At 61.2% G+C, this 26,900-nt stretch carries 25 protein-coding genes; 14 read left to right on the plus strand and 11 right to left on the minus strand.

The window, feature by feature from the left end; all coding sequences use genetic code 11:
* Positions 1 to 279 precede the first annotated feature (279 nt).
* The 4 genes from ACRC20_RS12460 to ACRC20_RS12475 all read right to left on the minus strand — a co-directional run bounded on the left by ACRC20_RS12460 (position 280) and on the right by ACRC20_RS12475 (position 2,950).
* Positions 280 to 900: a hypothetical protein gene (locus tag ACRC20_RS12460; protein ID WP_438686699.1), complete on the minus strand. Its 621-nt coding sequence runs from the start codon at positions 898 to 900 to the stop codon at positions 280 to 282.
* 301 nt (positions 901 to 1,201) lie between these two features.
* Complete coding sequence (locus ACRC20_RS12465) at positions 1,202 to 1,732, minus strand: hypothetical protein (RefSeq protein WP_438686700.1); 531 nt, start codon at positions 1,730 to 1,732, stop codon at positions 1,202 to 1,204.
* Positions 1,729 to 2,103: a hypothetical protein gene (locus ACRC20_RS12470; RefSeq protein WP_438686701.1), complete on the minus strand. Its 375-nt coding sequence runs from the start codon at positions 2,101 to 2,103 to the stop codon at positions 1,729 to 1,731. The genes ACRC20_RS12465 and ACRC20_RS12470 overlap by 4 nt, the downstream gene beginning before the upstream one ends.
* Before the next feature lie 388 nt (positions 2,104 to 2,491).
* Positions 2,492 to 2,950 (minus strand): hypothetical protein, encoded by a 459-nt coding sequence (locus tag ACRC20_RS12475; protein WP_438686702.1) that lies wholly within the window; start codon positions 2,948 to 2,950, stop codon positions 2,492 to 2,494.
* A gap of 304 nt (positions 2,951 to 3,254) precedes the next feature.
* Here ACRC20_RS12475 and ACRC20_RS12480 point away from each other — a divergent pair, with 304 nt between their 5' ends.
* From ACRC20_RS12480 to ACRC20_RS12515, 8 genes are all read left to right on the plus strand, one after another.
* Positions 3,255 to 4,409: a sedoheptulose 7-phosphate cyclase gene (locus ACRC20_RS12480; protein ID WP_438686703.1), complete on the plus strand. Its 1,155-nt coding sequence runs from the start codon at positions 3,255 to 3,257 to the stop codon at positions 4,407 to 4,409.
* Entirely contained in the window at positions 4,406 to 5,701 is a 1,296-nt protein-coding gene (locus tag ACRC20_RS12485) for an AGE family epimerase/isomerase (protein WP_438686704.1), read from the plus strand. The genes ACRC20_RS12480 and ACRC20_RS12485 overlap by 4 nt, the downstream gene beginning before the upstream one ends.
* 96 nt (positions 5,702 to 5,797) lie before the next feature.
* On the plus strand, positions 5,798 to 6,592 hold the full coding sequence (locus ACRC20_RS12490; protein ID WP_438686705.1) for an SDR family NAD(P)-dependent oxidoreductase: 795 nt from the start codon (positions 5,798 to 5,800) through the stop codon (positions 6,590 to 6,592).
* A 70-nt stretch (positions 6,593 to 6,662) separates the two neighbouring features.
* Positions 6,663 to 7,157, plus strand: a complete 495-nt coding sequence (locus ACRC20_RS12495; protein WP_438686706.1) for a VOC family protein — start codon at positions 6,663 to 6,665, stop codon at positions 7,155 to 7,157.
* Positions 7,158 to 7,241: 84 nt separating this feature from the next.
* Positions 7,242 to 8,300 carry an aldo/keto reductase gene (locus tag ACRC20_RS12500; RefSeq protein ID WP_438686707.1) on the plus strand — a complete coding sequence of 353 codons (1,059 nt, stop codon included), beginning with the start codon at positions 7,242 to 7,244 and terminating at the stop codon, positions 8,298 to 8,300.
* Positions 8,301 to 8,693: 393 nt separating this feature from the next.
* Positions 8,694 to 9,482 (plus strand): 5'/3'-nucleotidase SurE, encoded by a 789-nt coding sequence (surE, locus tag ACRC20_RS12505; RefSeq protein WP_438686708.1) that lies wholly within the window; start codon positions 8,694 to 8,696, stop codon positions 9,480 to 9,482.
* Positions 9,483 to 9,572: 90 nt separating this feature from the next.
* Entirely contained in the window at positions 9,573 to 9,890 is a 318-nt protein-coding gene (locus ACRC20_RS12510) for an AzlD domain-containing protein (protein ID WP_438686709.1), read from the plus strand.
* Positions 9,887 to 10,618, plus strand: coding sequence for an AzlC family ABC transporter permease (locus ACRC20_RS12515; RefSeq protein WP_438686710.1), 732 nt, complete (start codon positions 9,887 to 9,889; stop codon positions 10,616 to 10,618). Before ACRC20_RS12510 ends, ACRC20_RS12515 begins: the two co-directional genes overlap by 4 nt.
* A 694-nt stretch (positions 10,619 to 11,312) precedes the next feature.
* Here the strand turns inward: ACRC20_RS12515 and ACRC20_RS12520 are convergent.
* Both ACRC20_RS12520 and ACRC20_RS12525 read right to left on the minus strand, forming a co-directional pair.
* Positions 11,313 to 12,788, minus strand: coding sequence for a HAMP domain-containing sensor histidine kinase (locus ACRC20_RS12520; RefSeq protein ID WP_438686711.1), 1,476 nt, complete (start codon positions 12,786 to 12,788; stop codon positions 11,313 to 11,315).
* Positions 12,789 to 12,815: 27 nt separating this feature from the next.
* The gene (locus ACRC20_RS12525; RefSeq protein ID WP_438686712.1) at positions 12,816 to 13,484 is read right to left on the minus strand and encodes a response regulator transcription factor; all 669 of its coding nucleotides are present in this window, start codon (positions 13,482 to 13,484) and stop codon (positions 12,816 to 12,818) included.
* Between the two features lie 202 nt (positions 13,485 to 13,686).
* On the opposite strand from ACRC20_RS12525, the gene ACRC20_RS12530 reads away from it, so the two are divergent.
* From ACRC20_RS12530 to ACRC20_RS12550, 5 genes are read left to right on the plus strand one after another with little or no spacing between them, the layout of a single operon-like run.
* Positions 13,687 to 13,911, plus strand: a complete 225-nt coding sequence (locus tag ACRC20_RS12530; protein ID WP_438686713.1) for a hypothetical protein — start codon at positions 13,687 to 13,689, stop codon at positions 13,909 to 13,911.
* Positions 13,908 to 14,600, plus strand: coding sequence for an MspA family porin (locus tag ACRC20_RS12535; protein WP_438686714.1), 693 nt, complete (start codon positions 13,908 to 13,910; stop codon positions 14,598 to 14,600). Before ACRC20_RS12530 ends, ACRC20_RS12535 begins: the two co-directional genes overlap by 4 nt.
* Positions 14,601 to 14,609: 9 nt before the next feature.
* Positions 14,610 to 15,011 (plus strand): hypothetical protein, encoded by a 402-nt coding sequence (locus ACRC20_RS12540; RefSeq protein ID WP_438686715.1) that lies wholly within the window; start codon positions 14,610 to 14,612, stop codon positions 15,009 to 15,011.
* Complete coding sequence (locus ACRC20_RS12545; protein WP_438686716.1) at positions 15,008 to 16,264, plus strand: COG4705 family protein; 1,257 nt, start codon at positions 15,008 to 15,010, stop codon at positions 16,262 to 16,264. Before ACRC20_RS12540 ends, ACRC20_RS12545 begins: the two co-directional genes overlap by 4 nt.
* Before the next feature lie 36 nt (positions 16,265 to 16,300).
* Complete coding sequence (locus tag ACRC20_RS12550; RefSeq protein WP_438686717.1) at positions 16,301 to 17,137, plus strand: COG4705 family protein; 837 nt, start codon at positions 16,301 to 16,303, stop codon at positions 17,135 to 17,137.
* A gap of 51 nt (positions 17,138 to 17,188) precedes the next feature.
* Here the strand turns inward: ACRC20_RS12550 and ACRC20_RS12555 are convergent, their stop codons facing one another.
* Positions 17,189 to 18,211, minus strand: a complete 1,023-nt coding sequence (locus ACRC20_RS12555) for a hypothetical protein (RefSeq protein WP_438686718.1) — start codon at positions 18,209 to 18,211, stop codon at positions 17,189 to 17,191.
* A 536-nt stretch (positions 18,212 to 18,747) separates the two neighbouring features.
* Here ACRC20_RS12555 and ACRC20_RS12560 point away from each other — a divergent pair.
* Positions 18,748 to 19,254 carry a hypothetical protein gene (locus ACRC20_RS12560; protein ID WP_438686719.1) on the plus strand — a complete coding sequence of 169 codons (507 nt, stop codon included), beginning with the start codon at positions 18,748 to 18,750 and terminating at the stop codon, positions 19,252 to 19,254.
* Positions 19,255 to 19,860: 606 nt separating this feature from the next.
* On the opposite strand, the gene ACRC20_RS12565 is transcribed toward ACRC20_RS12560, so the two are convergent.
* The 4 genes from ACRC20_RS12565 to ACRC20_RS12580 all read right to left on the minus strand — a co-directional run.
* A complete protein-coding gene (locus ACRC20_RS12565; protein WP_438686720.1) occupies positions 19,861 to 22,647 on the minus strand; it encodes an alpha/beta fold hydrolase in 2,787 nt (928 codons plus the stop codon).
* 469 nt (positions 22,648 to 23,116) lie between these two features.
* Positions 23,117 to 23,914, minus strand: a complete 798-nt coding sequence (locus ACRC20_RS12570; RefSeq protein WP_438686721.1) for a DUF1906 domain-containing protein — start codon at positions 23,912 to 23,914, stop codon at positions 23,117 to 23,119.
* Between the two features lie 56 nt (positions 23,915 to 23,970).
* The gene (locus ACRC20_RS12575) at positions 23,971 to 25,308 is read right to left on the minus strand and encodes a phthiocerol/phthiodiolone dimycocerosyl transferase family protein (protein WP_438686722.1); all 1,338 of its coding nucleotides are present in this window, start codon (positions 25,306 to 25,308) and stop codon (positions 23,971 to 23,973) included.
* A 6-nt stretch (positions 25,309 to 25,314) separates the two neighbouring features.
* Positions 25,315 to 26,900, minus strand: a 1,586-nt coding sequence (locus tag ACRC20_RS12580) for a carboxylesterase/lipase family protein (RefSeq protein WP_438686723.1), incomplete at its 5' end; no start/stop codon positions are given.

A 26,900-nucleotide genomic window follows, 5' to 3' on the forward strand; every position in this document is an offset into this window, starting at 1 on the left:
CGGCCTCCCGATATATCGGGAGGCCGCCCGCTGTCACTGAGGCGGGCTGCTCGAAGGCCTGCCCGCCTGCTCCCACGCGAGTCTCCACGCCAATGGGCTTATCTCTTCCGAGTCGTCGGTGAAGCCAGGCTGAAAGCCGCATACGGGACATATTTCGAATGAGGCGACTCCGGCGGGGTATGGGAGCTCCTTGAGCGATGGCGAACCGCATGCGGGACAATTGAACACGAACACTCTATTCTAAAATCGGGCCGATCTCGATAGCAGGAGCGCGTGTCGCTACGAGCACTCCACCTTGGTGTAGATCGTGTAGATGTCCGCGTCGTTCTCATGGTCCGCCCCGCCACGAAGCTCGTGGCCGCCCTTGTCTTTTTTCACCTGAGCGTCGTAGTAATCCTTCCCTTTCTTGGGCGCGAATGCCGAAATCACCTTGCCGTCGGAATTCGAGACGACAAAAAGTCCTCGCGAGTTGACTGCAGGGCCGTCGGAACCAAAAGGCTGGTAACTGATCCTTCGGCCTCTGTTTGCGCCTTGGGTCAGCGTGTACTCGCTTCTCATCTCGTTCCCGGTCGTCGCCTGGTCTCTGGCATCTCGGGCGTATCGCTCCAAGGCTTCGCGATCGCTCTGGTTTCCATTCCCGGAGCCATGCCATTCCGGTCGCTCGCTTCGATGCTTGTACCAGTGTGTCAGCAAGTTGTTGCTTCCTCCGGCCCAGCCCGCCGCGGCTCCGCTAGACGGGTCGAATCCCCCGCAGCCCGGCTGAGCGTCCGCCACGCCTAGATGCCCTGCCAGCCTCTCTGGGGCCAGCGCGTTCGCGCCTGTGAAGACCGCGGCGGCGGCCATCACGATGGCCGCGCGTTTAAATTTCTCGAATCCGAGTGCAGGATGTCGAAATCTCATAGTAAGCACACCTTTATTTAAGCGTTTAATGAGTGAAAGCGGCGACCTCTTCTCGATCGCGAGAGAGGGGGTGGCCGCAGTCTTAGCGTAGTGCGCCCAGTACGGATAGTCCTCGGATTAAGTAGTAGCTTATAAGTTCATTATGATCGACTTGTGTTCCTGTGGTCGGCTATGGTTCACGTAGCAGGCGTTCAAGATTTCGAATGTGAATATTCGAATATTAACATATGAGATATATGAAAAGCGCGGGGAGTGCTCATGCGTGAAACGGGCTAGGCCGGGCGGGTGGGTCTTTTACGAGTTATTTCGGAATTTCTGGCGGCATGGGTTGGGCAGGTCTGACGATTCCGGGGAAAGCTGTTCCGCAGAAGGGGGTCGATGGGTCTTCCAAAAGGCTCAGGGGGACGACCGGTAAGGGGCCGATCAATTGATCCGACTGCGTGGTGTCGACGAGGTAGCTCAGCGCTCGTCTGATTGTGGCGGCGCTCTCGCTCCGACCCGTGATCGAGAGAGGGCCCGCCATGGGAGTCGGCGCGGCGGCTTCGGCGGCGGCCGAGCTCGTCCCAGCGGCCACGAGGTTCGGCGCGTCGTAGTTGTCCCAGTACACCACCGCGGTGTCCTGCCTGTTGTCCGCGAACTCGGCGGCGTGCTGGATGTCGTCGCGCAGGGCCATGCCGCCCGCGAGGCCCATGCAGAGGGCGGGCGTGCCGTCCAGGCGCGTTCCCGCGCCGAGAACGTTCTTCGCAGTGTCCGGGTTCCTCGTCGCGATCACCACATAGCCTTGCGGGTCCACGTACAGTAGCATCCGCTCGTCGTAGAGCTGGTCTTTCACCGTTTCCGCGACATGTCCGCCGACCTGGTCGCGATGGAGGCGGCTGTAGTGGTCGTGGTCGACGCAGGAATGCCATCGTAGTTGCCGATGTCCGGGTGGCGGCTAAAGATGGCGTCCTTCTCCTGTGGGGAGAGCTTGTCGCAGAGGTCGTGCAGCTCCTTGGGGTCGGTCGGGACGGGCTCGGTGCCGTCCGCGATGGCTTTCGCCCGGTTGTGGTCGGCCGAGTCCAGATCGAGGGGGCTGTCCTTCGCGCCGCCGACGAACTCGAGGGCTTTTTGCGGTGGAACATCGACTGGACTAAGTGGGAGACACAGATGCAGATAACCTTGTACTCCACTGGTACATAGCGGTCCGGAGACAACGTCAGACACAGTCAGGTACACCCTCAAGACGGGTACAGATAAGGCTTGTGGTCCGCTACATCACACCGTGGCTGCTACGAGTGTTGCTTCTTCTGCACGTAGGCATCAAGGCCGACACCCTACGCAACAGGCTCCTCGAACACCGGCGCTTCCAATTCCATCGCGCGAACCTCGCAGAGTTGATCCGCGAAATCGGCTGGAAACCTTCCACTGGAGAGCATAGACCTCGTTCCGCGAGCAGTCCTGAAGAAATGTCATGAGTTTGAGACTGAAGCCGGGTGCCATCACGTGAGACAACTCGCGGATCCGCAGCTCAGGGCCTCGCCAAATGTCACGCGGCGTGAGACCCTACATCGTGTAGGGTCCCAAATGACTTGTTCTCCACATTTTGCGTGCCTCATGAGACATTGGTTGATATGGATTTCGGGGTGAGCCATGAGCGTTCTCGCCGGTCGTTGATGGAGACGAGTTGTCCTCGTTGGCCGAGTTCTTGCCGCAGCAGCGTGTTGTCGTGATGTAGCGCGGCGATGGCTGTGGCGGCTGCGTCGAGCCGTTGCTGCAAGGTCGTGCATACTTTGGTCTTCTCCGCGAGTTTGGCTTGTAGGACGGTGATCTCGTCCTGCTTGCGGGCTTCGGCTGGCGTGTAGCTGTCGCAGGCGGCGATCCGCTCGTCCCATTGGGCCAGGATACTGGTCGCCCGGTTCATCGTCGTGCGGCTGACCTGGGCCTCTCTCCAGAGGTTGTCTTTGATGAGCCTGCCGTCCGTGCGTTGGGGCCGACCGGCGAGGAGTCGGTCCATGGCCGAGAGCAGCCGGGTGGCCGTGTCGGGCGAGACTCCTACGGCCTGGTCATTCATACACCGTCAGCCATTCGCTCTACGAACCCAAAAGAACCTCTCGAGGCGTATCGCTAACGATCAGCGATCAGACGAGATTGTTCGCATAGTCCCAAGAAGTGACAGCAAGATGGGTTAGTTGACAGAAAATAAATAAAAATATTGACGGAATAGGATTACGGAATTAACTTTAGCGTTTAAGACTACTGAAACTGTAACAGTAGGGGTTAAGTAAGTGGTCTGGAATATAAATCCAAAACGTGTCTTTGAAGGTCAAAACAGGGGTGGTTTGAAAATATGCCCGACGTAGAGCATGGAGACAGCAATGGAATCCGAGCAGTCCTTATCGTTAAGCGCTAAACAAACAGTTTCCTACAATGTCGAGTTATGCGACAGTGTTGAAAACCTAATATCTAAATGTGTGGAATCAGGCACGCGTAGCGACTTAGAAGCAAAAAGGGCCGTGTTTATCGATCAAGGCCTTCCCTCACAGTTCAAGCAGCAGTTTCTGGAAGGGCTGCAGGAGGTTGGACTCAGCTACTCAGTCCTCGAAATACCTGGAGATGAGGAAAACAAGGCCCTTCCGAATGTGCTCACAGTAGTAGAACACCTTAACAAGCTCGGGGTGAAGAGGAGATCCGCCCCTAGTATAGTCGTTGGAGGAGGAGTCACGCTGGACGTGGTGGGACTCGCCACAAGTTTGTACAGGCGAGGGGTCCCGTATATTCGTGTGCCGACCACTTTGTTGTCCATGGTGGATGTTGGGGTAGCAGCAAAAACCGGGGCCAACCATCTAGGATACAGAAATCGGATAGGAACGTTCCATCCGGCTATGCTGACCCTTGTATTCCCAGGCTACCTCTCTACTCTGCCGCGAAGGCAGATGTCCAACGGCGCTGGAGAGATATTCAAACTCGCGGTAATAAAAGATAACACGCTGTTCGAAATATTAGAAAACCGAGGGTCGGATTTCGTTGAATTCTCGAAATCGGTCGAAGGCGAAATTAAAAAAATTATATTCAGAGCCCTGAAGGGAATGGCCGTAGAGCTAGAGGGCAATCTCTGGGAGCATGACCTTCAGCGCGTAGTAGACTACGGGCATTCATTCAGCCCCCTTGTCGAAATGACATATATAAGCGAGCTTTTGCACGGCGAAGCAGTTACTTTGGACTGCTTATTTAGCGCTGTTCTATCGTTCAACCGAGGATATCTTTGCGAAAGCGATCTTCAACGACTCTTCGATGTGGCTAGACGACTCTTGTTACCGACATTCCATAGAGGCTTCACAGATATTGGATTACTAGAAAGAGCTCTAGCGGATACAACGGTCCACAGAAATGGCGAACAGCATTTACCTCTACCAAGCAGCATCGGGTCAGCTATTTTCGTTAACGATCTGACCTCTGAAGAAATTAGGAAAGCTTCGGCGCTTATGGCCCAGTTGTCAGATTCGGGTAATTCCGAGGTGCAATCAGCGTGACAGGAGAGCCCGGTCTTCAAGTTTATAATGTAACCTCTAACGCCGAAGCTAGCTGGAAACAAAGAGAAAAAAGACAGGAAAGCTGGATCGTTCAAGACTTCCATAGAAAATGGGTAGCAGACGAGATTGAGCGGCAGTTTCGTTTCTTTGATCGAAATTTGATCAATATCAACGGGGGTTTCGAGGATCTCGATACACAGGGCAGACCAATCCCCACCGGCTATAGATCGTTGCAGTCGACATGTCGGACCATCTACTGTTACAGTATTGCGCAGTTATTAGGAAGGCCTGGGTCGCGGAAGTTCATAGACCACGGTGTCGATTTTCTGTTCGATCGTTTAGCCGATAAACAGCATGGCGGATTTTTCCATGGAATAAACCACAATGAAGAGCACCATGGCATAAAAGATGCCTATGGCCATGCCTTTGCGCTGCTAGCAGGCGCAGCTGCTGTATCAGTCGGACACGAGAAGGGGGAATACCTCCTATTCGAGTCCACTGATGTGATCTTTAATCACTTCTGGGACCCTATTGCGGGTGCGTCGAAGGACTCGTTCTCGGAGGATTGGAAGGAATGCGAGAATTATCGTGGGCAGAATGCGAATATGCACCTCATGGAAGCGTTTCTAGCAGCCTACGATGTCACCCAAGATCGGCGTTATCTAGAAGCTGCCACTAGCATCGCGGAACTCTTGATAAATATTCATGCGAGGCGTAATAACTGGCGTGTTATCGAGCATTTTGATGAAAATTGGAATCCGCTACATGACTATGAGTCCGACGTTATATTCAAACCACGAGGGACTGCCCCGGGGCATTCTCTAGAATGGTCTCGACTCCTCTTGCGCTTCGACGAAATTACTGCATCCCGACTGGAATGGGCTAAGGAAGCTGCCATCAACATGTTCCGTATCGCGATGACGAACGGCTGGGATCACGAGAAAGGCGGGTTTTTCTATACTCTCGACAAGGGCGGCGAACCCATATTAAAGGATCGATTGTGGTGGCCTTGCGCTGAAGGCCTGGGATCAGCCTCCATGTTGATACGCGCCTGCGACCCGGAATCCTTCGAGGCGGACTATAGGCGTATATGGGATTTCGTCGAACAACACTTCTTGGATCGTGTAGATGGAGGTTGGAAAACACAGCTCGACGACCAGCTGAGGCCTGTGCAAAACTTTTTTGCAGGAAAACCGGACCTCTATCACGTGCTACAGGCATGCGTTGTGATCTTGCTTCCGCGTGGTGCCAGCCCACTAGTGAATCCATCGCTACGCCTGAACGCTAGTTGAACAATGAACGCTGATGATGATCGAGCATAAGGATTATGGGAGTGCGTTTCTCCGGTCAAGCGCAACGAAATCGCTTGGATCAGGAAGAGGGCAGTAGTGTCCGATATTTTTGGACTGAAGAATAAGAAAATTGTTATCACCGGAGCCGCACAAGGCATTGGTGAAGCTACAGCTATGCGCTTCTCGGAGTGTGGAGCACAGCTTATTCTCTGTGACATTAATGTTAAAGGACTTGAAAAACTACAGGCAAGGATTATTGACTCTACTGGGACCAGGTGCGAGTGCCATGTAGGCAATGTATCAAAAGAAGATGTGGTGGATGCTGCATTCGAATTCGCTATTGCCGAATTTGGCGACGTCGACATTGTTGTGTGCAATGTTGGAGCGCAGAGCTACGCTCCAACTCATGAGATGAGCCATGCGCAGTTTTTGGAGACACTGGATGTCAACTTATCGTCTGTGTTTTTACCTCTTCGATGGGCATCGCGGTATTGGATATCAAGACGGAAGAAAGGAGTGATTGTCGTAACCAGTTCGGCACATGAAAAAATACCGAAACCAGGGTATATCGCTTATTCCGCTAGCAAAGGAGGTGTCGGCAATATCGTGAGGACGGCAGCTTTAGAATTTGCCAGTAGCGGCATAAGGGTTAATGGGGTGGCCCCTGGTGCCATCGTTACACCAATGAACGCCGAATGGGCGTATGACGAGCACAAGAAGGCCGAGGTGAGCGCGCACATACCCATGAGGCGACCTGGCGCGGCCGGAGAGGTTGCAGACCTTATCGTCTTTCTCGCTTCGAATCGAGCCTCCTATATCACAGGAGAGACGGTCTACGTGGATGGCGGGCTTTCGCTCTATGCGGATTTCGCCAGAAATTGGTCTTCATGAATATAGAAATATCTATTAAATTCACCATGGGAATGGGACATGAGCGCAGCAACTTAAGTGGAGGTTTAATATGACTACAACATACCCTCGCCCCATCAACCACATAGGAATAAGTGTACCCGATATAGACAAGGCGATTGAGTGGTACGCGGAAGTGCTCGGGTATCGCTTGTTCGCTGGGCCAACTATCTTGGATATAAATGACCGACCGCCAGTTCAAGCATTAGATGTGCTCGGAGGGAAGTTCAAAAGAGTAAAGATTGCCCACTTATCTACTGGATACGGAACAGGCATAGAACTTTTCCAGTCTGTGGACCCGTCCCAAGAGGCGGAAAGCAATGAAGTTGAATTCTATAGAAATGGGATTTTCCACATATGCGTCACAGACCCAAACATAGAAGATCTTATCGAGAAAATAGTCGATACTGGAGGAAGTCAAATATCTAGAATATGGGATGATCGACCTCCGTTGAACAAATTTAAGATGGTTTATTGCAGGGACCCATTTGGCACCATTATCGAGATCCACACGCATAGTTACGAAATAGTCCAAAGCTGGCGTTGAGCCACTCTATGGTGGTTCGCATTTCTGCCATACCGGACGTAACGTGATGTACTTGCATACACGCTATATATAGAGGGTATCAGTATGGAGTTCAGACAACTTGGCCGATCCGGCCTCATGGTCCCTGTGTTAACATTCGGCACAGGGACGTTTGGTGGTGTCGGAGATTTATTCAGCAAATGGGGTAATACGGATGAAAAAGATGCGGATCGTTTGGTGAATCTATGCTTAGATCGAGGTGTAAATTTTTTTGATACCGCTGATAACTATTCCAACGGAGTCGCAGAAGAGATCCTCGGCAAAGCGCTCGCGGGAAAAAGAGATAAAGTACTTATTTCGACCAAGACCTCATGCCCTATCGGAGAAGGGCCTAATGAGGTAGGATCCTCGCGGAGGAGGATTATGAGAGCGTGCGAAGATAGCCTCCGTCGTCTGCGCACGGACCATATAGACCTTTATTCCATGCACATTTCAGATATGATAACTCCTCCAGATGAGACATTGCGAGCCCTGGACGACCTGATTCGAGCAGGAAAAGTTAGCTACATCGGAGTGTCAAACTACGCTGGATGGCAGTTCATGAAAGCGCTAAGCACTGCGGATTCCCTTAACGTTCCACGATACATATCGTACCAAGGGTACTATTCTCTTATTGGTCGAGATTACGAACACGAGCTCATGCCTTTGGCGATTGATCAAGGGGTTGGCCTGATGGCGTGGAGCCCGCTGGGCTGGGGTAGGCTTACGGGTAGGATAAAGAAGGGGATAGAGGCAAACTCGGGACGTATTGCCTTTGGCGGGGCCAAAGGAGGCCCTCCTGTTCGTGATGAGCTTCTTTATCGTGTTATCGATGCTCTTGAAATTGTGTCTCGTGAAACTGAGAAGAGCATCCCTCAGGTCGCCATCAAGTGGGTTTTAGCGCGTGCGACTGTTTCAACTGTGATCGTCGGTGCTAGAAATGCGGAGCAACTAGGAAGCAATTTGGAGGTGTTGGGATGGGATTTGACGCAAAAACAGATTTCTTTGTTAGATGAAGCTAGCAAAGTGGAGTTACCCTATCCATATTGGCATCAGTCAACGTTACCCACCCGAAACCCGATATCAAAAATATGGAATGGCCCGACTTCCGAGAAACAAGATTGAATCAGTTTTGAGTGATATTCAGAATCATGATTCTAGAAATCTCAGGTCAGTTTCAATAACTAAACTAAACCATCCTGCAGGTGACCAGTTATTGCTTTTACTACTGGCTTCAGTTGCGGAATGGCCACGCAAAATAGGCTGAACCGGCTGTGTCTACTGGGGATAGTTAAATAAATTAATGTAGCGGTACTCGTCTCTAAGTTTAGCCGATGCCTCGTCATCGGCTCTGAATACGTTACCGATCCGGAACGCAACAGATTCCCCCAGATTAGTTTTGAAGGCGTGGTATTCTAGGGCGAGATTTAGGATGTCATCCTGGGTCACGCCGCCTGGATAGGCGCAAGTTGATTAGTTGTATTGGCATCAGCTGCTAATGGGTTAAGGAGTTTCGCCGTGCAAGAGGCAAAGCCTATTTTTGATCGTGTGATGATCACAAATGATGATGGTTTCGACGCGCCAGGATTGCGGATTCTAGAGCAAGTGGCTGCTACATTGTCACGGGAAGTCTGGGTTGTTGCTCCAGAAAATGATCAGAGCGGCACCTCAAACTCCTTGAGTCTGCACGCACCACTTCGTGTCAACCAGAAGGATGACCGTCGCTTCGCTGTTCTTGGTACGCCAGGAGATTGCGTTGCCGTAGGAGTTCGGCATCTAATGTCCGAGGGCTTGCCAGAGCTGATTCTTTCTGGGGTCAATCGCGGTGCAAACCTGGGTATTGAGACTGTATTCTCTGGGACCGTCGGTGCTGCTATGACTGGGACGCTGCTCGGCATTCCATCTATCGCCTTGAGTCAGGCGTTCAGCGATAGGAATGCGGTTCCATGGGAAACTGCTCTGGCTTTGGCGCCAGAAGTAATCCGAACGCTTACGAAATCCAAGTGGAGGCGCGATGTTTGTCTCAATGTCAATTTCCCTGATTGTCCCCCTGATCGCGCCGGCCCTTTGACTCCCAGCGATCAGGGTATTGGATTACTTGACGGCGTTGATGTCATATCTCGTACTGATCCGCGAATGACTGACTATCACTGGCTCAGACTTCGTCGGTCTGATCGGAAGGAGAGCGAAGGGGCCGAGACGGCCGTGATAGCAGACGGTTGCATTTCCGTGACCCCATTACGATTCGATCGAACAGACAGAAAATCCTTGGAGGATATACGGGCAGTACTGGAACTAATGGAATGATTCACAGGGCGAGGCCTCTTTTGCGTTACGTCAAATCTTTAAAAACCGTGCTCCATATAGGAGGTCCCAATTGATTGAAGATGTAAAGAAATGACATTTGCTATCATTCTGATGATGGGCTTGGTGGCGTTCGCTTTGCGATTTTCTTTTCTCGCATCGCCTCAGAACAAGCCTTCATCGGCTCTTTTTCAGAGAGCTCTTTACTATGTCTTGCCGTCGGTGCTTGTGGCGCTGATAGCCCAGGAGGTTTTCATCGACGGGCAAGGGGCGCTTAGGTCGTTTCCTAATCCTTATTTGCTCGGAGCTGCTGCTGGCTTTAGTGTGGGTATTGTAAAACGTCAGGGATTTTTCTTGGTTTTCGGTTTAAGCGTTGCCGTATTTGCGTTGGCGAAAGCGTTTTTGAAATGAATCAAGACCGGGTCAAGGAAGTGGCCAAAGGTATTTACGATATCGCACCAATAGCGTTGGCGGCGATCCCTTTCGGCGTGCTTTTCGGTGCTGTTGCTTCAGTTAGTAATTTTAACACTCAAAACACGCTCCTCATGTCTTTATTGGTTTATACGGGCACTATGCAGATGATCGGTTTGCACATGATCTCCGCTGGTACGCATTGGCTGTTGATTTTATTTGCGTCGCTTGTCGTAAACTCTCGGTACCTGTTCTACAGCGCTGTGCTCGCTCCCCATCTAAAAAGCTTATCCTTCTGGTGGCGTTTCGCGCTGGGCTACGCTATGTCTGACCAAATTTTTATTCTTGCCGAACGCAGGTACGCTAGTCGAGATAGTTCGACGGCGAAGCATTGGTACATGCTCACCGCGTCTTTTGCTCTGCTAGCTGTCTGGATTTTAACGACTTGGATTGGTTTCGCATTCGGCAATTTATTCAAACAAATCCAGGGAGTTGGCCTTGACTTTGCTCTTTGTGCTACCTACGTGGCACTTGCGGCGCCGTTGCTCGTTAACCCCCGGACGCTAATCGCAGGGACTTCTGCAGGTCTGCTCGCCGTTTCGTTGTCAGACATGCCTTACCAGAGCGGGCTATTCGTATCTATCGCAGTCGGGATAGCAGTCGGCTTGATCGCCGACCGGTTTCTGCGTGACGGGCGTTCCGGAATCGTCGATGAGGAGAATCCGTGAGAATCACGTCAACAACCGACCTTCAGGCGTATGTCTTCGCCGCGAGAGTAAGCCCGACCCTCATAATCCGTGGCATGCTCTAGTCCGTCACGAAATTCACAGGGCTTCCGCAGCCTAGCGCCATCGAGACGCCGTTACAGATAAGACTGTCACTTACATGCAGCGCAGGACGGGATATGTCAATAAGTGACATATGAATTAGCATTACAGATAAGGCGCAGATACACGCCGCGGAGTATGCGTGATGGTTCTGGCGTGCGTCTAACCTTAAGACCACAGAAACAATGTGGTGAAGGAGAGTGGCGGACCATGTCTTCGGACTACTGGGACAGCGGTGTCCGGAAATTCGGACACGTCGAGGACGATGAGGAGGAGTGGACACCGTACCGGAAGGAGCCCTGGCCAAAATCGACGCTCTACGGCTGTTGAGGCTCGTAGAGCGGACGCTATCGGGGTCGTTGGACATCCGTGGACAGAAGAGCCGAGCAGGGTCTTGCCATCGGGATAAAACCTCTGTCGAGCGAGCGCTCAGAAGAAATGCTACGAATTTGAGACAGAAGGTCTTTGCTGCCGAGTGAGACAACTGACAGGGATCGAGGTCAGACGGCCGTGATTGCTGGTCAAGTCTGAGACCCTACACTTCGCGAGGGCCGCTCGGCGGGGTCTTCTTGGGCACGGGCCCGTCGAGGAGTGGTCAGGCGGGCCCCTGGTCGGGGGCGCGGGACGTGTCGTGGGGAAGGACGACCGTGATGGTGGTCCCGCCGCCTGGCGTGTCGGCGATCGCCGCCGTGCCGCCGTGCGCGGCGACGATTTCGGCGACGATGGCGAGTCCGAGCCCTGTCCCGCCGGCTTGTCGGGACCGGTCGGCGCCGAGACGGACGAATCGCTCGAACACTCGGGCGCGGTCGTCCTCGGGGATGCCCGGCCCGTCGTCGGCGACGACGAGGACGGCCTCGGGCCCGCGACTGCGCACCGACACGTCGACGCGCGAGGACGCGTAGCGGGCCGCGTTGTCCAGCAGGTTGCGGACGACGCGGGCCAGCGCGGCGGAGTCGGCGGTGACGGGGGTCGGGGCCGCCGTCACGCGGATGGGCGTGCTGGTGTGCCTGCGCGCCCGGGCTGCTTCGACGCCTGCTATCTCGTCGAGGAGGACATGTGCGCCGCCCCGGTCAAGGCCGCGTTCGTCCGCCCGCGCGAGCAGCAGGAGGTCTTCCACGAGCGCGCGCATGCGCTGGGCTTCGGGAAGGAGCGTGTCTGTGGCCAGTTCCGTGGTCAGAAGCTGGGGGTGGGCGATGCAGACCTCGAGCGCCGAGATGATGGTGGTCAGCGGGTTGCGGAGTTCGTGGGACGCGTCGCCGACGAACTGTTGTTGGGCCCGGTGCCCGTCTTGGACGCGGGCCAGCATGGCGTTCATCGTCTCGGCGAGCGCGGAGATCTCGTCGTGTTGCGGCGGGACCGGGACTCGCTCGGACAACCCGGAGGCCGAGATATCGGCGACTCGTGAGCGGATCGCTTCGACCGACCGCAGCGATCGGCGCACTAATCGGTGGCTGACCAGTGCCGCCACCGCAGCGATCGCGGGCGTGGCCACGGCCAGCACAAGCGCCGCAGGCTCCACGGTGGACTCCACGTCCTCGACGGTGCCGCCCACGATGACGGTGTAGGCCCCGGTGGGCGTTTGGACGCGTTGGCCGCTCATTCGGAGGTCGTTGTCGGCCGACGGGACCGCGCGCACGCCTCGGCGCAGCTTCGGCCCGAACTCGCCGGGCGCCGCCGCAGGGGCGGAAGAAGCCGCGCTTGAGCGTGCGATCACGGTTCCGGAGTCGTCGACCAGCTGCACGAGCGCCACGTGGTTGTTGGGCGCGAGCAGCCGGGAGCCGAGGTCCTGCGGGCCCTCCGTCTGCAACGCCCTCGCGATGTCGTGGACGCGGTTCGCGGCGGCGTCGTCGATGGTTCTTATCAGTGTGAAGTACAGCAGCGCCAACAAGCTCGCGGCGACGAAAGACAGCGCCAGCAGCACCACGGAAGCCGACACCATCGCGGCGCGCGCGGGGATTCCCCAGCGCTGAAAGGGGAGCGCTTTGGCAATGAGGGCGCGCTGGAGCGGCGGACGGCGGGCGCCGTCGGCCGCGCCGCCTGTCGAGGGCGCGCCGCTGTCGGGGCGAGTCATGGGCGCACGGGACGCGGGCTCTGCGGGCTAGGGCACGAGCCGGTAGCCGACCCCGCGCAGCGTCTCGATGGTGTTGGTGCCGAAGGGGATGTCGATCTTCCGGCGCAGATAGCCAATGTATACCTCCACGATATTGAGGGGGCCGTCGTAGTGGTCGTCCCACACGTTGGTCAGAATGTCGAGTTTGGCCACCGCCGCGCCTTTGTTCCGCATCAGGTATTCCAGGACGCCGAACTCTCGGGCCGTCAACGCGATCGCGGCTTCGCCTCGGGCCACCGTCCGCTGGGCGGGGTCGAGCGCGAGCGTGCCCGCGCGGAGCACGACGGGCCGCTCCGGGGCGCCGCGCCGGATCAACGCGCGCAGCCGCGCGACCAGGATGCTGAAGGTGAAAGGTTTGGTCAGGTAGTCGTCGGCGCCGAGGTCGAAGGCGTCTGTCTGGTCGTACTCGCCGTCCTTGGCGGTCAACATGATCACTGGCGCCCACACCTTCGCCCCCCGCAGACGGCGCAGCACCTCGTAGCCGCTCAGGCCCGGCAGCATGATGTCCAGGACGATCACGTCGTAGTGGCTGTGGAGCGCCTCGTGCAGGCCGTCGACGCCGTTGGTCGCGGCGGACACCACGAACCCTTCCGCGCGCAGCCCCATGGCCAGCGTCGAAGCCAATCGTTCCTCGTCCTCTACGAGCAGAACTCTCACAACTCACATCACACCACATGCGGCGACCGAGGGCGGCGGATTCCGGCGGCGGCTCGTTCAGCGTCCTCTCAGCGACGTTGTGGCACGCTCGCGTTCGTACCCGCCCCACGTCCGGCCATACAGGCGTAGGGCGACCCGAGCACTAGGAAGGCCCACCATGAAAACCCTCGCAGTTTCTCTGCTATTCGCGTCATCGATCCTGATGGGGGCTGTTGCGAACGCGGCAGCTGCTCCTGCCTCCGAGTCGTTGCCCTCGCCGCGAGCGATCGGGGGCGGCGCTCCGGAAAGCCCCGGCGGCTACACGCACCTCCCGAGGAACGGCATCGAGCTCGACAACAGCGAGCATCCCGTCACCGGGCAGGGCCCGAATGCGATGACGGACATGCTGGAAGACACCCTGCACGACGCCGGGATCCCCGGCCGTTGACCGCCCGCCACGCCCTGCGCTCCTCGGCTTCCCGCCACGTCCGCCGGGCGCTCTCCGCTGTTTTTTGCGCGCTGGGCTCCGGCGCTCTGATGTCCTCTCCCTCGGAGGCGGAAGTCCTCGAGCTCGAAGACGTCGCCGAGCGCCATGTCACCGACGACGGCTACCGCGTCACCCTCGTGCTCTCCGAGCAGCACGTGGACTCTGTGCCGAACATGGCTTCGACCTTGTTCACCCGAGAGGCGTTCGTCTCCGCGAAAGCTTCCGTGAAGATCGCCGGGAAATCCAGTGTCCCGATGGACAGCGGACTGGTGAAGCTCGGCGTGCAAGCCTCCTGTCAGATGGACCTCTCCAACGGCGTCAAGCTCAACGCCAGGGGCGACCTCGCGTGGACTTCGCCGAGCGCCACAGCGGGTATCGGGAACAACGTGCTCAATCTCAATTCCGGAAACGTCCGCGGCGCGATCGGCGGAGGCTTGGACGCCTACTTGCGGCCGGGGCAGATCGCCACGGTGCCGGTGGCTGTCAAGCGGCTTTCCGGTCGCGCAGGGGCGACTCGGGCGATCAACGAGCACTTGAACGTGGACTCCTGCGGCGGCTCGGCCTACGTGCGCGCCTACGCGGTGGTGCAGGTCTCGACGGCGGCGAACGACGACATGTTCACGGTCTACGGGCCGATCACGCAATTCTAGGAGCATCCCATGGCACGTCCTCCCCGTCCTCTTCGCGCTCTCGCCGCGCTGGCCCCGGGATTCGCCGTGGCTCTCGCGGGACCGATCATCCCCGGCCTGCTATGCCTGTCCGACAGCTGCGCTGCCAAGCCCGCCGCCCCAGCCGCAGGCGCGGCCAGCCCCGTGCCCGGAGTGTTCCCGCAGAACAGCGGGAAACTGCGCATCGTGCCTCAGACCAGCGACCCGCTCGGGGTCGTGGAAGAAACCCCGCCGATCATCCCTGGCGGAAGCTCGGCGGCTCCGCTGCGAACGTCCTCGGAGCGGATCTCGTGCCGTGCGGCCGCCGACGGCGGCGGACCAGCCTGTCCCGCCCACGAGTCCGAGCGCGGGAGTTCTTGCCCGGCGCACTTCACGGAAGGTTCCCGCCCATGACCGACACAACGAGGCCGTCCCTCGCCACCAGGCGGGCGCTGAGCAAGGTGCCCGAGGTCACCGTGTGGTTCTGGGTCGTCAAGATCCTCTGCGCGACCGTTGGCGAGAGCTTCGCCGACTGGATCAACATGACGCTCGGCTTCGGCTTGGCCGACACGGCTGTGCTGTTCACCGTGGTGCTCGTCGCGGTCATGGCGTGGCAGCTGCGTTTGGACCGCTACGTGCCCGCCGTCTACTGGCTGGCGGTGGTGGTGCTCAGCGTGGCGGGCACGCTCTACACCGACATCCTCACGGACGCCCTGCATGTCCCGCTGGCGGTGAGCACGAGTGTGTTCGCCGCGGTGCTGGCGGTGGTGTTCGGCGTGTGGTTCGCCCGCGAGCGGACGCTGTCGATCCACAGCATCGCCACCTTGCCGAGGGAGCTGTTCTACTGGCTCGCGGTGCTGGTCGCTTTCGCCTTGGGCACGGCGGTCGGCGACTGGACGATGGAGCTGACCGGTTGGGGGCCGGGCGAGGCGGTGCTCCTGCCTGCCGGGCTGATCGTCTTGATCGTCGTCGGCTGGCGGTTGGGGGCCAACGCGGTGCTGTCCTTCTGGCTCGCGTACGTCCTGACCCGGCCGCTCGGCGCGAACCTCGGCGACTGGCTCGCCTCTCCGAGAGCCGACCACGGACTGGGCTTGGGCACTGCCGCCACAAGCGTTCTCTTCCTCGCCGCGATCCTCGCCACGGTCGTGCGCCTCACGCTCACGCGCGGCGACGTGATCGAAGAGGCCGCTCGGGCCCCCGCGCCGGTCGGGGTGGCCAACCCCGCGCGGGAGCGGGTCATGCACGGCTACTACGCGGCAATCGCCGTGTGCGCTGTCGGCCTGCTCGTGTGGGCGAACGGGCGACCGCACGCGACGGCTTCGGACGAGGAGGAATCCGCGCCGCGCTCCGCCGCCCGGACGCTGGCCCCTGGGCAGGCCGCCGAGCGCTTCCCGCCCGCCGAGGTGGCGAAGTTCCGCGCCATCGCCGAGGACGTCCTCGAGAAGGTGCGGGCCGGGCGGCAGTCCGAGGCGAAGGCCCGTGTCAAGGAACTCGAGACCGTATGGGACGACGACGAGAAGTCCCTGCGCCCCATGGACGGGGCCGCCTGGCACGTCCTCGACGATCAGATCGACAGCGCCCTGGAAGCGCTGCGGGCCGACAAGCCCGACCCCGCCGCCGAGGCGCGGGCGCTCGACGCGCTCCTGGACTCCCTGCGAATGCCGTAAGGCGCAATCCGAATTATCTGAACAAGAGAGGCACATATGTCGTTCGAAGCCGCCGGGCGCTTTCAAGAGAACGCGAGCAAGGTCGCGAAGGTGACCATGGTTTTCTGGGCGATGAAGATCATCGCCACCACCCTCGGGGAAACGGGGGCCGACGCGTTGACCCAGCAGGAGGGGCTGGGCTATGTCGCGGGCATCGCGATCTGCGCCGCCCCGTTCGTGCTGCTCCTGATCGCGCAGATCCTGGTCGAGAGATTCCACCCCCTGCTCTATTGGGGGGTCATGGTCGCGATGACCACCCTCGGCACCGCCCTGGCCGACCATCTCGACCGGGATCTGGGCATCGGCTACCTCGGTGGCACGTTGGTCCTCGTCTCGTTGGTCCTGGTCTCCCTCGCGCTCTGGCGGCTCGCCCTCGGCTCGGTCGCCGTAGAAACGGTCGTTTCGCCCAAGGCCGAGGCGTTCTACTGGATGACGATCCTCTTCTCCCAGACTTTGGGCACAGCGCTCGGGGACTGGGTCGCGGACCTCCCGGGCTCGGGCTATCTGCTCGGAGCCGTTGTCTTCGGATCCGCCCTCGCCGTGGTGGCGGCCTTGTATTTCTGGACGAGCGTCTCGCGCACGGTGCTTTTCTGGGCGGCGTTCGTCCTCACCCGGCCGCTCGGGGCGACCTTGGGCGACTTCCTCGACAAATCCCACGACCAAGGCGGCCTCGCAATCGACCGCTGGCTGGCCTCAGGGGTCCTCGCCGCAGTCCTGTTGGGCTTGGTGCTCCTCGTCCCCCGGCGCCGCTTGGGCGGGCAGGAGCCCGTCGACGGAGCAGGCCCGGACGACGCGGCCTGCCCCAGTCGTGACGAAGAAATGCCGCGCGTGTGAGCCGAGCGGCAGGCGCCGGCCCTTCTGCAGGTCGCCTTCGCCCTGCGGCCGTCAACGGAGCTGCATCACGGCAGCCTTGCCATCGTGGTCTCCTGTGCCCCAGACGTAGCGGCTCAGGTTGCTCGCCATGCTGTTCCCCATTGGCTGCATCCCGATCGCCACAGCCCCCTCGCTCGCGAGGCCGGACGTGAAAACATCGCGCGCGCCCTGGAAAGAGACATAGTCGTCTATGCCCAAGCCGACGAGCTTGGCGACCGGGTCGAACTTTTCCTTGCTCACGGCGCCGGTCCAGACATAGGAGCCGTCCGGGGACTGCACAGGACCGAAGAAACGTCCGTGGTCGTACGGTTTGGAGTGGTCCGACGTCAAATTGTTGAACGTCACCCCGGGGGGCGCTTGATCGTACGATTTCCCGTTCAACAATGCCGAGTATCCGCTTGAGGAACCCGTGTCCTGGTGGAAACCCGCTGCTTCCAAGTTCGCGATGAGCCGCTGCTGGGCCTCGGCGGGAGTCTTCGAGGTCCCATCGACCAAGACCATGTTGACCGGCTCGTGGAGGAACAAACTTTGTCCCCCTTGGAGGGGGAGCTCCGTCCACGAGGCAATGCCTCTGTTGAAGAACGCGGCGGCCTGGCTCCACACCGGTACCGGGGACGAACCGTCCGGGGAGCGCATCCATTTGCCGAGGTCGCCGTACGGGGTGCGCACAGTGTCGCCCCCGTCGGGCAGCCACGAGGAGTCCGGACTGGCGGAGGTGTCCGGGGACGGCGCGGGGTGCTGCTCTGTCGCAGGAACTATCTCCTGGCCGATGTCGATGCCGCTCTGGCTGTCCACCTCCTTGTACAGTTTCGCCGCTTCGGACAAGCCTGTGACGAGCTGCTCCCCCCGCGCCGAATGGAGAAGATTTTGCTGCTGCCAATCTTCTAAGAGCTTCGCCCATGCCGCAGAGGCTTCGCCGCGAATCGGGGGACTCGCGCCCTGCGCGACATCCGAGGTGTTGGCGAGCACCGATTTGGCCTCTTCGAACGCATCGCTCAGCCGCGTCGCCGTGTCGGCGAGAGCTTCGACATCCACTGAAAGAGATTCGCCCACGACCTGAGCACTCCTCGCATCGTCATTCAATATACAAACTGCCACTGGCCCACAGGCTGCGCAGCGTCTTGACTATAGCGAGGATCGGGGTGGGATCGGCCTGGAATATTATGTCTCATTCAATCACAATCGCCATGTGGGCCGGGATGGCGATATTGGCCCGACATCGCACGAGCGGTATCAGGGAGCAGGCCGGCCTGCGGGGCAACCAGGCATGGCGGATCAGTGTTCTTCCCCTGCGTCGTGCCGATCTGTAATTCGGCGGCGTATGTGTGGCGTTGTCGGTGCTGGCGCAGCGCTTTTCGCGGCAGTCGTGGGCGCGTATTCGCGTGCTCGTTGCGCTATAGTGATCTCAGACGACGTTCTAAGCTGAAGAAACTGATTTCCGGTCAGGACAAGATATTGTGCTTGCTGACCGCTGGTGAACAATCGAATAATCTATCTTAACTATTTGGCTAATTCCCGAAAGAGATATTCAACTTTTTCGAGACGTGTAAGACATGAGTAAGGAGTGCGCATTGTCTGCAGCCACCTCTTTCGCGGACCTTTTAGGCGGGGACCTCTCGGTCGTCGTGGCTGGCGCGGAGGCGGCGGGGAAGCGGGCCGTTGCCGCAGAGCAATACGGCGCGGCCCTCAAAAGCGCTCCCGCGCTCGACGCCTGGACCGGGGCGGCCAGCGACAAAGCCCGAGCCCTCGTCGATGCTATGGCCGCCCATAGCGACGCCGTCGCCGTCCAGGCCAGATCCCTCGTCGGCCCCTTGCTCGACTACGCCACCCGTGGCGAGGCGTTGAAAGCCGCTGCTCAGAGCCTCGTTCATGAGGCCGCCGCCCACGGCTACCAGATCGGCCCCGACGGCTCGATCACTGCCGCCGCGCCCCAAAAAGGCCTTTATGCCAGAGCTATCGCCAAACAACTCGCCGACAAAACCGGCGGCCTTCTTGTCCAAGACAAGCACAATAGCCAGAACCTGGCTCGAGCCATCCATGCAGCCCTCAACCCGGACTCCGGAAAGGCCGGCCACTGAGCCGCTCCCGTTCCTCGGTATTCGCCCATCCCTCTCAACCATGCCAGGGTCAAAGGTGCGCGACCCCTTTGCCGGTAAGAGCCTTTCTGCGGCGATGGCGTCGGGGCCGGCGGGCATGTGTCCCAGATTGGCGGTCGCGGCCAGATCGGCTTGTGCTTTTGTCTTGCTGCTCTCGCTTGGCGGATAGGCAAGCGGCGGTAACCGTGTGTGCTGCACCGTCGACTCGCGCTCTATCAGCTCGCCAGTCGCCGTGGCGTCTTGGCAAAGAATGAGTGGTCCACAAGAGAGCGCAGAGAAGCGGCATAGGCTCGACCATGTGCGAAATCGATGCCAACGGCGCCACGGCTTGGTCCCGCTTGTTTTGATGAAAGAATATTCTCGTGCGCTTCGCCTGGAATTTCAGTCTGCCAACATGATTGAAGAAGGACTCGTCCGCACCGGTTGTGGTTCTGCTCCTTATCGTGGGATGGAACCTATGGCGAGTCAATAAGCCCGAGGAGTTCTGGGGCTGCGTTGTGCGCTGAGGGCGCAGAGCCAGGGGCCCGGGGTGGACGGCCGTTTCGAGAGATCGCAGTGAAGTCGGAGACGGTGAGCCGGCGTTGTTCGCTATGCGTGGTGGCTGCCGCTGCCGCTGCCGCCGCTGGAAGATCCGCCGCTGCCGCTGGAAGATCCGCTGCTGCCGCTGGAAGATCCGCTGCTGCCGCTGGAAGATCCGCTGCTGCCGCTGGTCGAACTGCCGGAGCCGCTGCCGCTGGTTGTGTTGGTTCGGCCACCGCTTGAACCAGGGCTGGCACTGCCGCTGCTGCCGGAGCTGCTGCCGCTGGTCGAACTGCCGGAGCTGCTGGTCGAACTGCCGGAGCTGCTGGTCGAACTGCCGGAGCTGCTGGTCGAACTGCCGCTGGAGGAGCCGCTGCTGCTGGAGGAGCCGCTGCTGCTGGTTGAACTGGTCCGGCCACCGATTGAACCAGGGCTGGCACTGCTGCTGCCGTTGGTCGAACTGCCGGCGCCGCTGCCGCTGCTGGAGGATCCGCTGCTGCCGCTGGTTGTGCTGGTTCGGCCACCGATTGAACCAGGGCTGGCACTGCTGCCCGAATTAGAGCTAGAGGAACCTGTGCCGCTCGGGTTTGATCCGGAAGCGTTGTTTGTGTTGCTGCCTGTGGCCGCGCTTGTGGAGTTGGTTTTGGTGTTGCTGGTGGTGGAGCTGCTGAGTCCGAGGCCGCCGTTCAGTCCGCCGACGCCGTTGCTGGACGTGGTTGTGCTGGTGTTGGCGGAGGAGGCGGCGCCTTGAGCGGGGCTTGCCGTGTTCGGCGCGAGGCTGGTTCCGGTGTTGCCTGTGGCCGCGCTTGTGGAGTTGGTTTTGGTGTTGCTGGTGGTGGAGCTGCTGAGTCCGAGACTGCCGTTCAGTCCGCCGACGCCGTTGTTGGACGTGGCCGCGCTGGTGTTGGCGGAGGAGGGGGCGCCCGTTGCGGCGCTTTGAGCGGGGCTTGCCGTGTTCGGCGCGAGGTTGGTTCCGTTGCTGCTTGTGGCCGCGCTGGTGTTGGCGGCGGGGCTCGTCGCGTTCGTCGCGGCTGGAGCGGCGGACGGACTTGCGCTGCTTGGGGCTTTGGCCGTAGCGGCGGCGGCGCTTGTTGTCGAGCCTGCGACGGCCGATGCGGGATTGGTCGTGTTGAGAGCTTTGGCCGCCGTGCTGCCTGTGCTCGACGTGAGCGCGCCGGGGGTCGTGGCGCTGAGCGCGCCGGGGGTCGTGGCGCTGAGCGCGCCGGGGGTCGTGGCGCTGGGCGCGACGGCTCCTGGCGCGGTGGTCCCGATGGCTTGCTGCACCGACTGCTTGATCTGGTCCGTGTTGGTGGACGGTCCTTGATAGAGGACTTTAGTCCCGGATTGGACGGTGGTGACACCGTTGTCGGTGGTGACTGTGACCCCGGGGGTCGCGGCGATTTGTTTGGCGAGATCGGGGGTTTTGGCGGCGCCGCTGAGGTAGTCGACGATCGCTTTGACGACAGGGGCGGGTTGGTCGGTGTGCTCGATGTCGAGCTGTTTGGCCGAGGGCAGCGTGTGCTCTTCGACGTTGACGACCGAAGCGCCGGGCCCTGCTTGCAGGTATGTGGCTTTGTAAGGGGTGGAGACCTTGTCGTCGGTCGAGGCGAGGACAAGGTAGTTGACTCCGGGTTTGGTGTCAGGGGTGGCGTCGAGCTGGTTGATGAAGTTGCTGCCCACTGCCTGTTGCGCCGCTGCGGGGCCGACAGTCGCGGCGACGACGACGCGAGCGACGCCTTGGACGACCGCGACGGGGATTTTTATGATGCCCTGCGCGGCGTACACGCCGATCTGCGCGGAGCCCGCAGCGAGCTGCGCTGGGCCTTGCAGAAGGGTGCCGTTGAAGGTGTCGCCAAGGTTTGTGATGGCCTGATGGACGGGCTGGGCTATATCGTCGACGAGCCCGAGGTCGAGAAGCTTGCCCGGACCGCTGAGGGTGGTGCCGTGGTTCGTCGCGTTGATGTCGACCACGTTGGCGACATTGTCGTTTTTGTTCTGGTTGAGGTAGTTTTTGACGACGAGCCCGCCCTGGGAGGCTCCGACGAGGTTGACTTTGGGGGCTCCGGTCTGTTTCTGGACTTGGTCGATGAAGCGGGAGAGCTCTTGCGTCGAGTTCCCGATGGGCCCGAGACCAGCCACATTGCTCGTCCCGTTGTACGCGTCCTTCATCATCCCCCCGACCGTCGGGATGCCGCCCAGCAGGTTGATCGGGTTCAACGGGCCGAGTTTGTCGAGGACAGGCTTGGCGACGGCGAGTATGGAGCCCGCGACGCCGGGCACGGTCAAACGATCCACGCCGTAGTTGAACGAGTAGGTTTGGAAGCCCGCGTCGTGCAAGGCCCCGAGCAGTTCGGGCGCGAACGCTTGGTCCCTGTTGCTCCAGGTGCCGTGGACCATGATGGTGGGGATGTGCTGTGTTCCTGCGACACTGCCTGCGGCTGTCTCGGGGCTTGCGGTCGCGGTGACAGGACTGCCGTCGGTTTGGACGACGTCCTGTTTGAAGCGGTTGGCGCCTTGCTTGGCGGGCGCGGCGGCAAGGACGCCGTGCGCGGCGGCACGGTGGGGGGTCAGCTGGCGGGAGCCGCTGTGCTTGACGGCGATCGAGACCGCTGAGGAGCCTCCTTCGCGGTCGCCGGTGATGGTGACGGCGTTGCGCTCGTCCCGATACAGGACGGCGGGGCCGCTGGGCGGGATGGAGAGCACGGCAGGCTCCACAACCACGGTGAACCGTGCGTCCTCTGTATGCGGCGACTGCGCGAAGGCAGGCGCTTGCGGCGGCGTGCCTGCCGCGACGAGCGAGAGCGCGCAGAGCACGCTGAAAATCCTTCGAACGAAGACGACACCTGCTGCGCGCAATGTAGCGAGCCTTTCGCTATGTGTTGGGATGGGGGACGTTCGTGGCGCAGAGCGCGCTGACCTGAAGGGTGACGAGTGATGCGAAGGGCGGGACCAGTGTGAAGCGCATGGCACGTGTGCGTCTTCGGCGGAAGGCGTACCCGTGCTGACTCGGACAGCTAACAGCAGCGAAGTATGGGCGATCAAGAGTTGCGTCATTTTTTGCGCAAATTGTCCATAGATCCGCAAGATTGCCGGTGTCTCCATGCCATCGTCTCTCGGCGCCCCGCCCTCCGGGAGCGACGCCCGGCTGCGTTGCTCGATCGCCTGCGAGTGGGCGGCGGCGTTGCGGATATGGGCGAGGTCTTCTGCGTGTGTGTGGCGTGTCGCTGTGGGGACGTCATCGGCCCTCCGCGATTGCGAGTCGCATGGGCAGGGGCGGCGAGCGGTCTCGTGGCGCACGCGGCCGCCCCGCAGGCCGTCTTCCTGGCTAGCGCCGCAGGTCCCACTGCCCGAAATCGGCGGCAAGCACATCGTCGACGTCCACGTGCACGCCGTCGACGAGCGGCCCAGGGCTCGACGCGGTGTTGACCGCGCTTTGATACAGCACCGCCGCGGGCTCGCGCGCGCCGCCGGACCATGATCGGGTCTGCCAGGCCCATCGGCGGCCCTCGGTCGTCGAGTGCCCGACGACGTTGTCGCCGATCGCCCAGCCGCACGCCCGCGCGTGGCCGTAGACGCCGGTGCGGCCGACGCCGAGCACCGCGTTGACGCCGCGGAACCATTGGGCCGCGACGGAGTTCCAGGCGCCCTGGTCGATGTCTTCGTCGACGGCGAAGAAGATCGGCGCGGAGTCCGGCCCGCCAGCCGCGCCGTGCAGCCGCAGCGCCGTCTGCGCGTCGGCGACGCCGCCGTCGTAGCCTCGGGTGAAGTCCGAGGGGGTGGGCTCGCCGGGCTTGCCGTATTGGTAGCAGCTGACGACGTGCAGCCCCGCCGCGCGCAGCTCGTCCGCGTACCGCCGGGTGACGGGCTTGAAGTCGAAGTTCGCGGTCGGGCGCAACTCGGACACGTAGACGAGCGCGCCGTGGTAGCCCGCTGATTTGATCTGGTCGACGCCGACCAGCCGCTCGGTGAAGTCGACCAGCCTGAGCCCTTCCGCAGACGCGGACGGCGCGAGGGCTGCCGGAAGGCTGGCGAGGACCGGCGCGGCCAGGGCGTAGCGGAGAGCCTCGCGCCTGGACACGAAGGAGGTCCTGCGGCGTCCGGCCGGAGCCGACGAGTCGTGCATCGACCGATGGTAGCAATCCCTGGCATATGCGGCGCCTGTGCTGCTCGCCCCGCCGTTCAGCCGGTGCTCGCGGGGAGCATGGCCGTTTCTCTGCGGAGCAGTTGCTCCTTCGCCGCCTGCAGGGCGAGGACGAGAGGGAGCTCGACGTCTGGCACAGAGCCCGTGCCACGGGCTTTGAATGTGAGCGATAGGCGATGTTTTGTGGTGAAGACCAGGAACCAGTAGTTGTGGCGGGTCGCGGTCTCGAGCTCTGGCCTGCCCAGGTCTTGCGGGGCGAGATTCGCGCTGGCCTCCGTGATGTCCTCGATGGCAAGGCCCGGAGGGTCCGGGTAATCGGTTATGCCCGTGTTGCTGATGCCGACGAAGAATTTCGAGGCGGGCCCGGCTTCCGAGGGCGGGGCGGCGAACTGGCGGAGAAGCTGGGGAATATGCAGGTTCGACTGCTGGACGATCCCGCTGTCGAGCTCTTTGTGCAGCAGGTGGAGGACTTGGCAGCCGAGTTCGAGCGGATCGCTTGTCGGGGTCGCCACGACCACGGCTCCGCCGTTGCCGATCATGACCGTCCCTTCTGCGGCGGACACGGGCGGGTCGAGCCGGTTTCGGATCGCGACGACCGAGAGCACCGGGATGACGAGCTCGCCCGGCTTGCCCATCAACTCGTAGAGGGCGGCGATGACGATGGCGGTGGCCACAGCGGACATCGAAGCTCCGCGCGATTTTCCGGCGGCACGCAGCCGGGCGGTCTCCTCCTCGGTGAATGCCAGCCGCACCTGCCGTGGCCGCTCGGCGCTCGGGGGCTCGCTCACCGGGAGCACCGGCGCCGACCGCAGGGCCTGCTCCAAACCGGAGACGGCCTCCGTCGGGCGCGCTCCGCGCCGGGCGAGGAGCGCCTCGCAGGATTCGAGCATCGGCTTCGGCGGGACAGGGACGGGCTGCCCGGTGTTGACCACAGCTGTGTACTGCTCGAGCAGCCGGGGGAAGAGCATCGTTGTGATCGCATGCCCGTCGTAGGCCCCGTGGTAGACGAGGAGGCTCAAGCAGAATTTGTTCGGCTTCCCGGGCTCGACCGCGAGATCGATGGCCGAGAGCTCTGTTTCGCAGTCCACCACGGAGTCGCGCCCGGTGGGCGGCCGCGCCGGGACTGCCTCGCGAAGACGGATCGAGCCTGGCGCCGCGTCCGCAGGGACGACCAGGTCGTAGCCTTCCCCCGAGGGCTCGACGAAGCCCGTCAACGTGGTGTGCTCGGCCCGCAGCGCGGCGAATGCTGTCTTCAGCGCGTCGATATCGACGACGCCTGTGCCGGAGACGGAGAGCACCATGGTCGTGCGGTTGCCGAGGTACGCCGTTTCGCTCGGCGCCAGGGCGCGAGCGACTCGTGGCTTCGCAGGTGCCATGAAGGCTCACTCCTCCTTTGAGCGTGTTTGGGGCTCGCGTGTGCTTGCGGCGTGGTTGAGGTTGGCAATGTCGAAGCCGGACCAGAAAGCCCGCCGCTCACGCCACGGGTCGGATTCGGCTCGTTCGTCCGCGTCCAGGACCAGCGTCTGCCGATCCTCGGGCCGGTACTGCGGCCAACCGCTGCCGGGGGAAGAGCCTGCGGCGAATTGGAGCCAGCGGCGCTGCAGGCGCTCGGCGGTCTGGTCCAGCGCGCTGCGTCCGCCACATGCGAGGACGAGCGCCCGGCTCGTGCGGTTTGCCTCCGGGAAGCAGGCCATGAGCTCGATCCCGTGCGTCGCGCCGAGGCCGAGCATGCGGGTCATGCGGCTCGACCAGTCGAAGCGGTACATGTAGGTGGGCGCGAAGGCGCTGTGCGCCTGCGCGACGGCGAGCGAGGGGAGCCAGTAGCGCAGGTCTCCGATGAAGGAGATCGCCGAGCGGCGCCGGGCGGATTCCGGGTACACGGACTCGGCCCCGGCTGCCCGAGCGCGGTCCATCGAAGCGACGACGGCGGTGAGGTCTTCGCGCTCGGCGACGAGTTTTTTCAGAAGGGGCTGGGCGGCCACGTCGTCCCGGTTCGTGCCGATGACCAGCGGAGCCCGGTGCGCGTGGCCGAGGGAGAACGCGTCGAGGATCCGGCGGGGCAGCAGCGCGCCGTCCACGAGGGGCGCGAAGCACCTGGCCCCGGGGCGGCGCCGGGCGACCAGCCTGCCGAGCCTGGCCGAGGCCGCGAGAAGCTGGCCGGAAGTCGCATGGGCGAGCGCGGACGGAGCCTCCCCTGGCGTGGCGCCGAGGATTTCGCAGAACCACCGCGCGTAGCGCTGGGACTCCTCCTGGTCGAGCACAGTGGCCGCAGGAGGGCTTTGCGCGATAGCGCGGGCGAACAGCCCTTTGGCTTCTGGAGCCGTCATCAGGGCGAGGACCGTGCTCGCCCCGGAGGACTGCCCCCAGATGGTGATGTTGTCCGGGTCGCCGCCGAAGGCGGCGATGTTCTCCCGCGTCCATCGCAATGCGGCGAGCGCGTCTTTCGTGCCGAGATTGCTGTCGAAAGGACGTTCCGGCGTGCCGAACTCTTCGAAGTGCGCGAATCCGAACGCGCCGAGGCGAAAATTGGGGGCGACCAGGACGACGTCGCTGCTCCGGACGAGCGGGCCGCCGCCGAAGGCCGCCCATGAAGACTCGCCCATGAGGTTGGATCCGCCGTGGAAGAACATCAGGACCGGGCGTCTCGCGCCCTGCTCGGCGCGAGAGACGACATGGAGGTGCAGACAGTCCTCAGAGGGCCGGATCGTTCTGGCCGCAGGCGCGGACAACGTCCCCCGGGGCTGGGGGCAGCGAGGGCTGTAGCCCGCCGCGTCACGCTCGCCCGCCCATGGCAGCGCGGGCGCCGGATCGCGGAATCGGAGGTCGCCGACCGGCGGCTGCGCGTACGGCACCCCGTTGAAACGGAAGAGCCCCCCTTCGCGGACCCCGCGCAGCACTCCTTGCGCGACTTCGACTCGTGGCCGCTGCGCAGTGTCGTTCGCCGCAGGACCGCCGTCGGTCCTGCGGC

The organism is Segniliparus sp. (genome assembly GCF_051660745.1).
Lineage (GTDB): Bacteria > Actinomycetota > Actinomycetes > Mycobacteriales > Mycobacteriaceae > Segniliparus.

What these genes read in the sequence shown, in the direction of transcription:
- ACRC20_RS12495 (WP_438686706.1), top strand. Translation starts at nt 6,663, where the DNA reads ATGACTACAACATACCCTCGCCCCATCAACCACATAGGAATAAGTGTA.
- ACRC20_RS12500 (WP_438686707.1), top strand. Translation starts at nt 7,242, where the DNA reads ATGGAGTTCAGACAACTTGGCCGATCCGGCCTCATGGTCCCTGTGTTA.
- ACRC20_RS12530 (WP_438686713.1), top strand. Translation starts at nt 13,687, where the DNA reads ATGGGGGCTGTTGCGAACGCGGCAGCTGCTCCTGCCTCCGAGTCGTTG.
- ACRC20_RS12515 (WP_438686710.1), top strand. Translation starts at nt 9,887, where the DNA reads ATGAATCAAGACCGGGTCAAGGAAGTGGCCAAAGGTATTTACGATATC.
- ACRC20_RS12570 (WP_438686721.1), bottom strand. Translation starts at nt 23,914, where the DNA reads ATGCACGACTCGTCGGCTCCGGCCGGACGCCGCAGGACCTCCTTCGTG.
- ACRC20_RS12510 (WP_438686709.1), top strand. Translation starts at nt 9,573, where the DNA reads ATGACATTTGCTATCATTCTGATGATGGGCTTGGTGGCGTTCGCTTTG.
- ACRC20_RS12475 (WP_438686702.1), bottom strand. Translation starts at nt 2,950, where the DNA reads ATGAATGACCAGGCCGTAGGAGTCTCGCCCGACACGGCCACCCGGCTG.
- ACRC20_RS12480 (WP_438686703.1), top strand. Translation starts at nt 3,255, where the DNA reads ATGGAATCCGAGCAGTCCTTATCGTTAAGCGCTAAACAAACAGTTTCC.
- ACRC20_RS12545 (WP_438686716.1), top strand. Translation starts at nt 15,008, where the DNA reads ATGACCGACACAACGAGGCCGTCCCTCGCCACCAGGCGGGCGCTGAGC.
- ACRC20_RS12575 (WP_438686722.1), bottom strand. Translation starts at nt 25,308, where the DNA reads ATGGCACCTGCGAAGCCACGAGTCGCTCGCGCCCTGGCGCCGAGCGAA.
- ACRC20_RS12540 (WP_438686715.1), top strand. Translation starts at nt 14,610, where the DNA reads ATGGCACGTCCTCCCCGTCCTCTTCGCGCTCTCGCCGCGCTGGCCCCG.
- ACRC20_RS12460 (WP_438686699.1), bottom strand. Translation starts at nt 900, where the DNA reads ATGAGATTTCGACATCCTGCACTCGGATTCGAGAAATTTAAACGCGCG.
- ACRC20_RS12520 (WP_438686711.1), bottom strand. Translation starts at nt 12,788, where the DNA reads ATGACTCGCCCCGACAGCGGCGCGCCCTCGACAGGCGGCGCGGCCGAC.
- ACRC20_RS12550 (WP_438686717.1), top strand. Translation starts at nt 16,301, where the DNA reads ATGTCGTTCGAAGCCGCCGGGCGCTTTCAAGAGAACGCGAGCAAGGTC.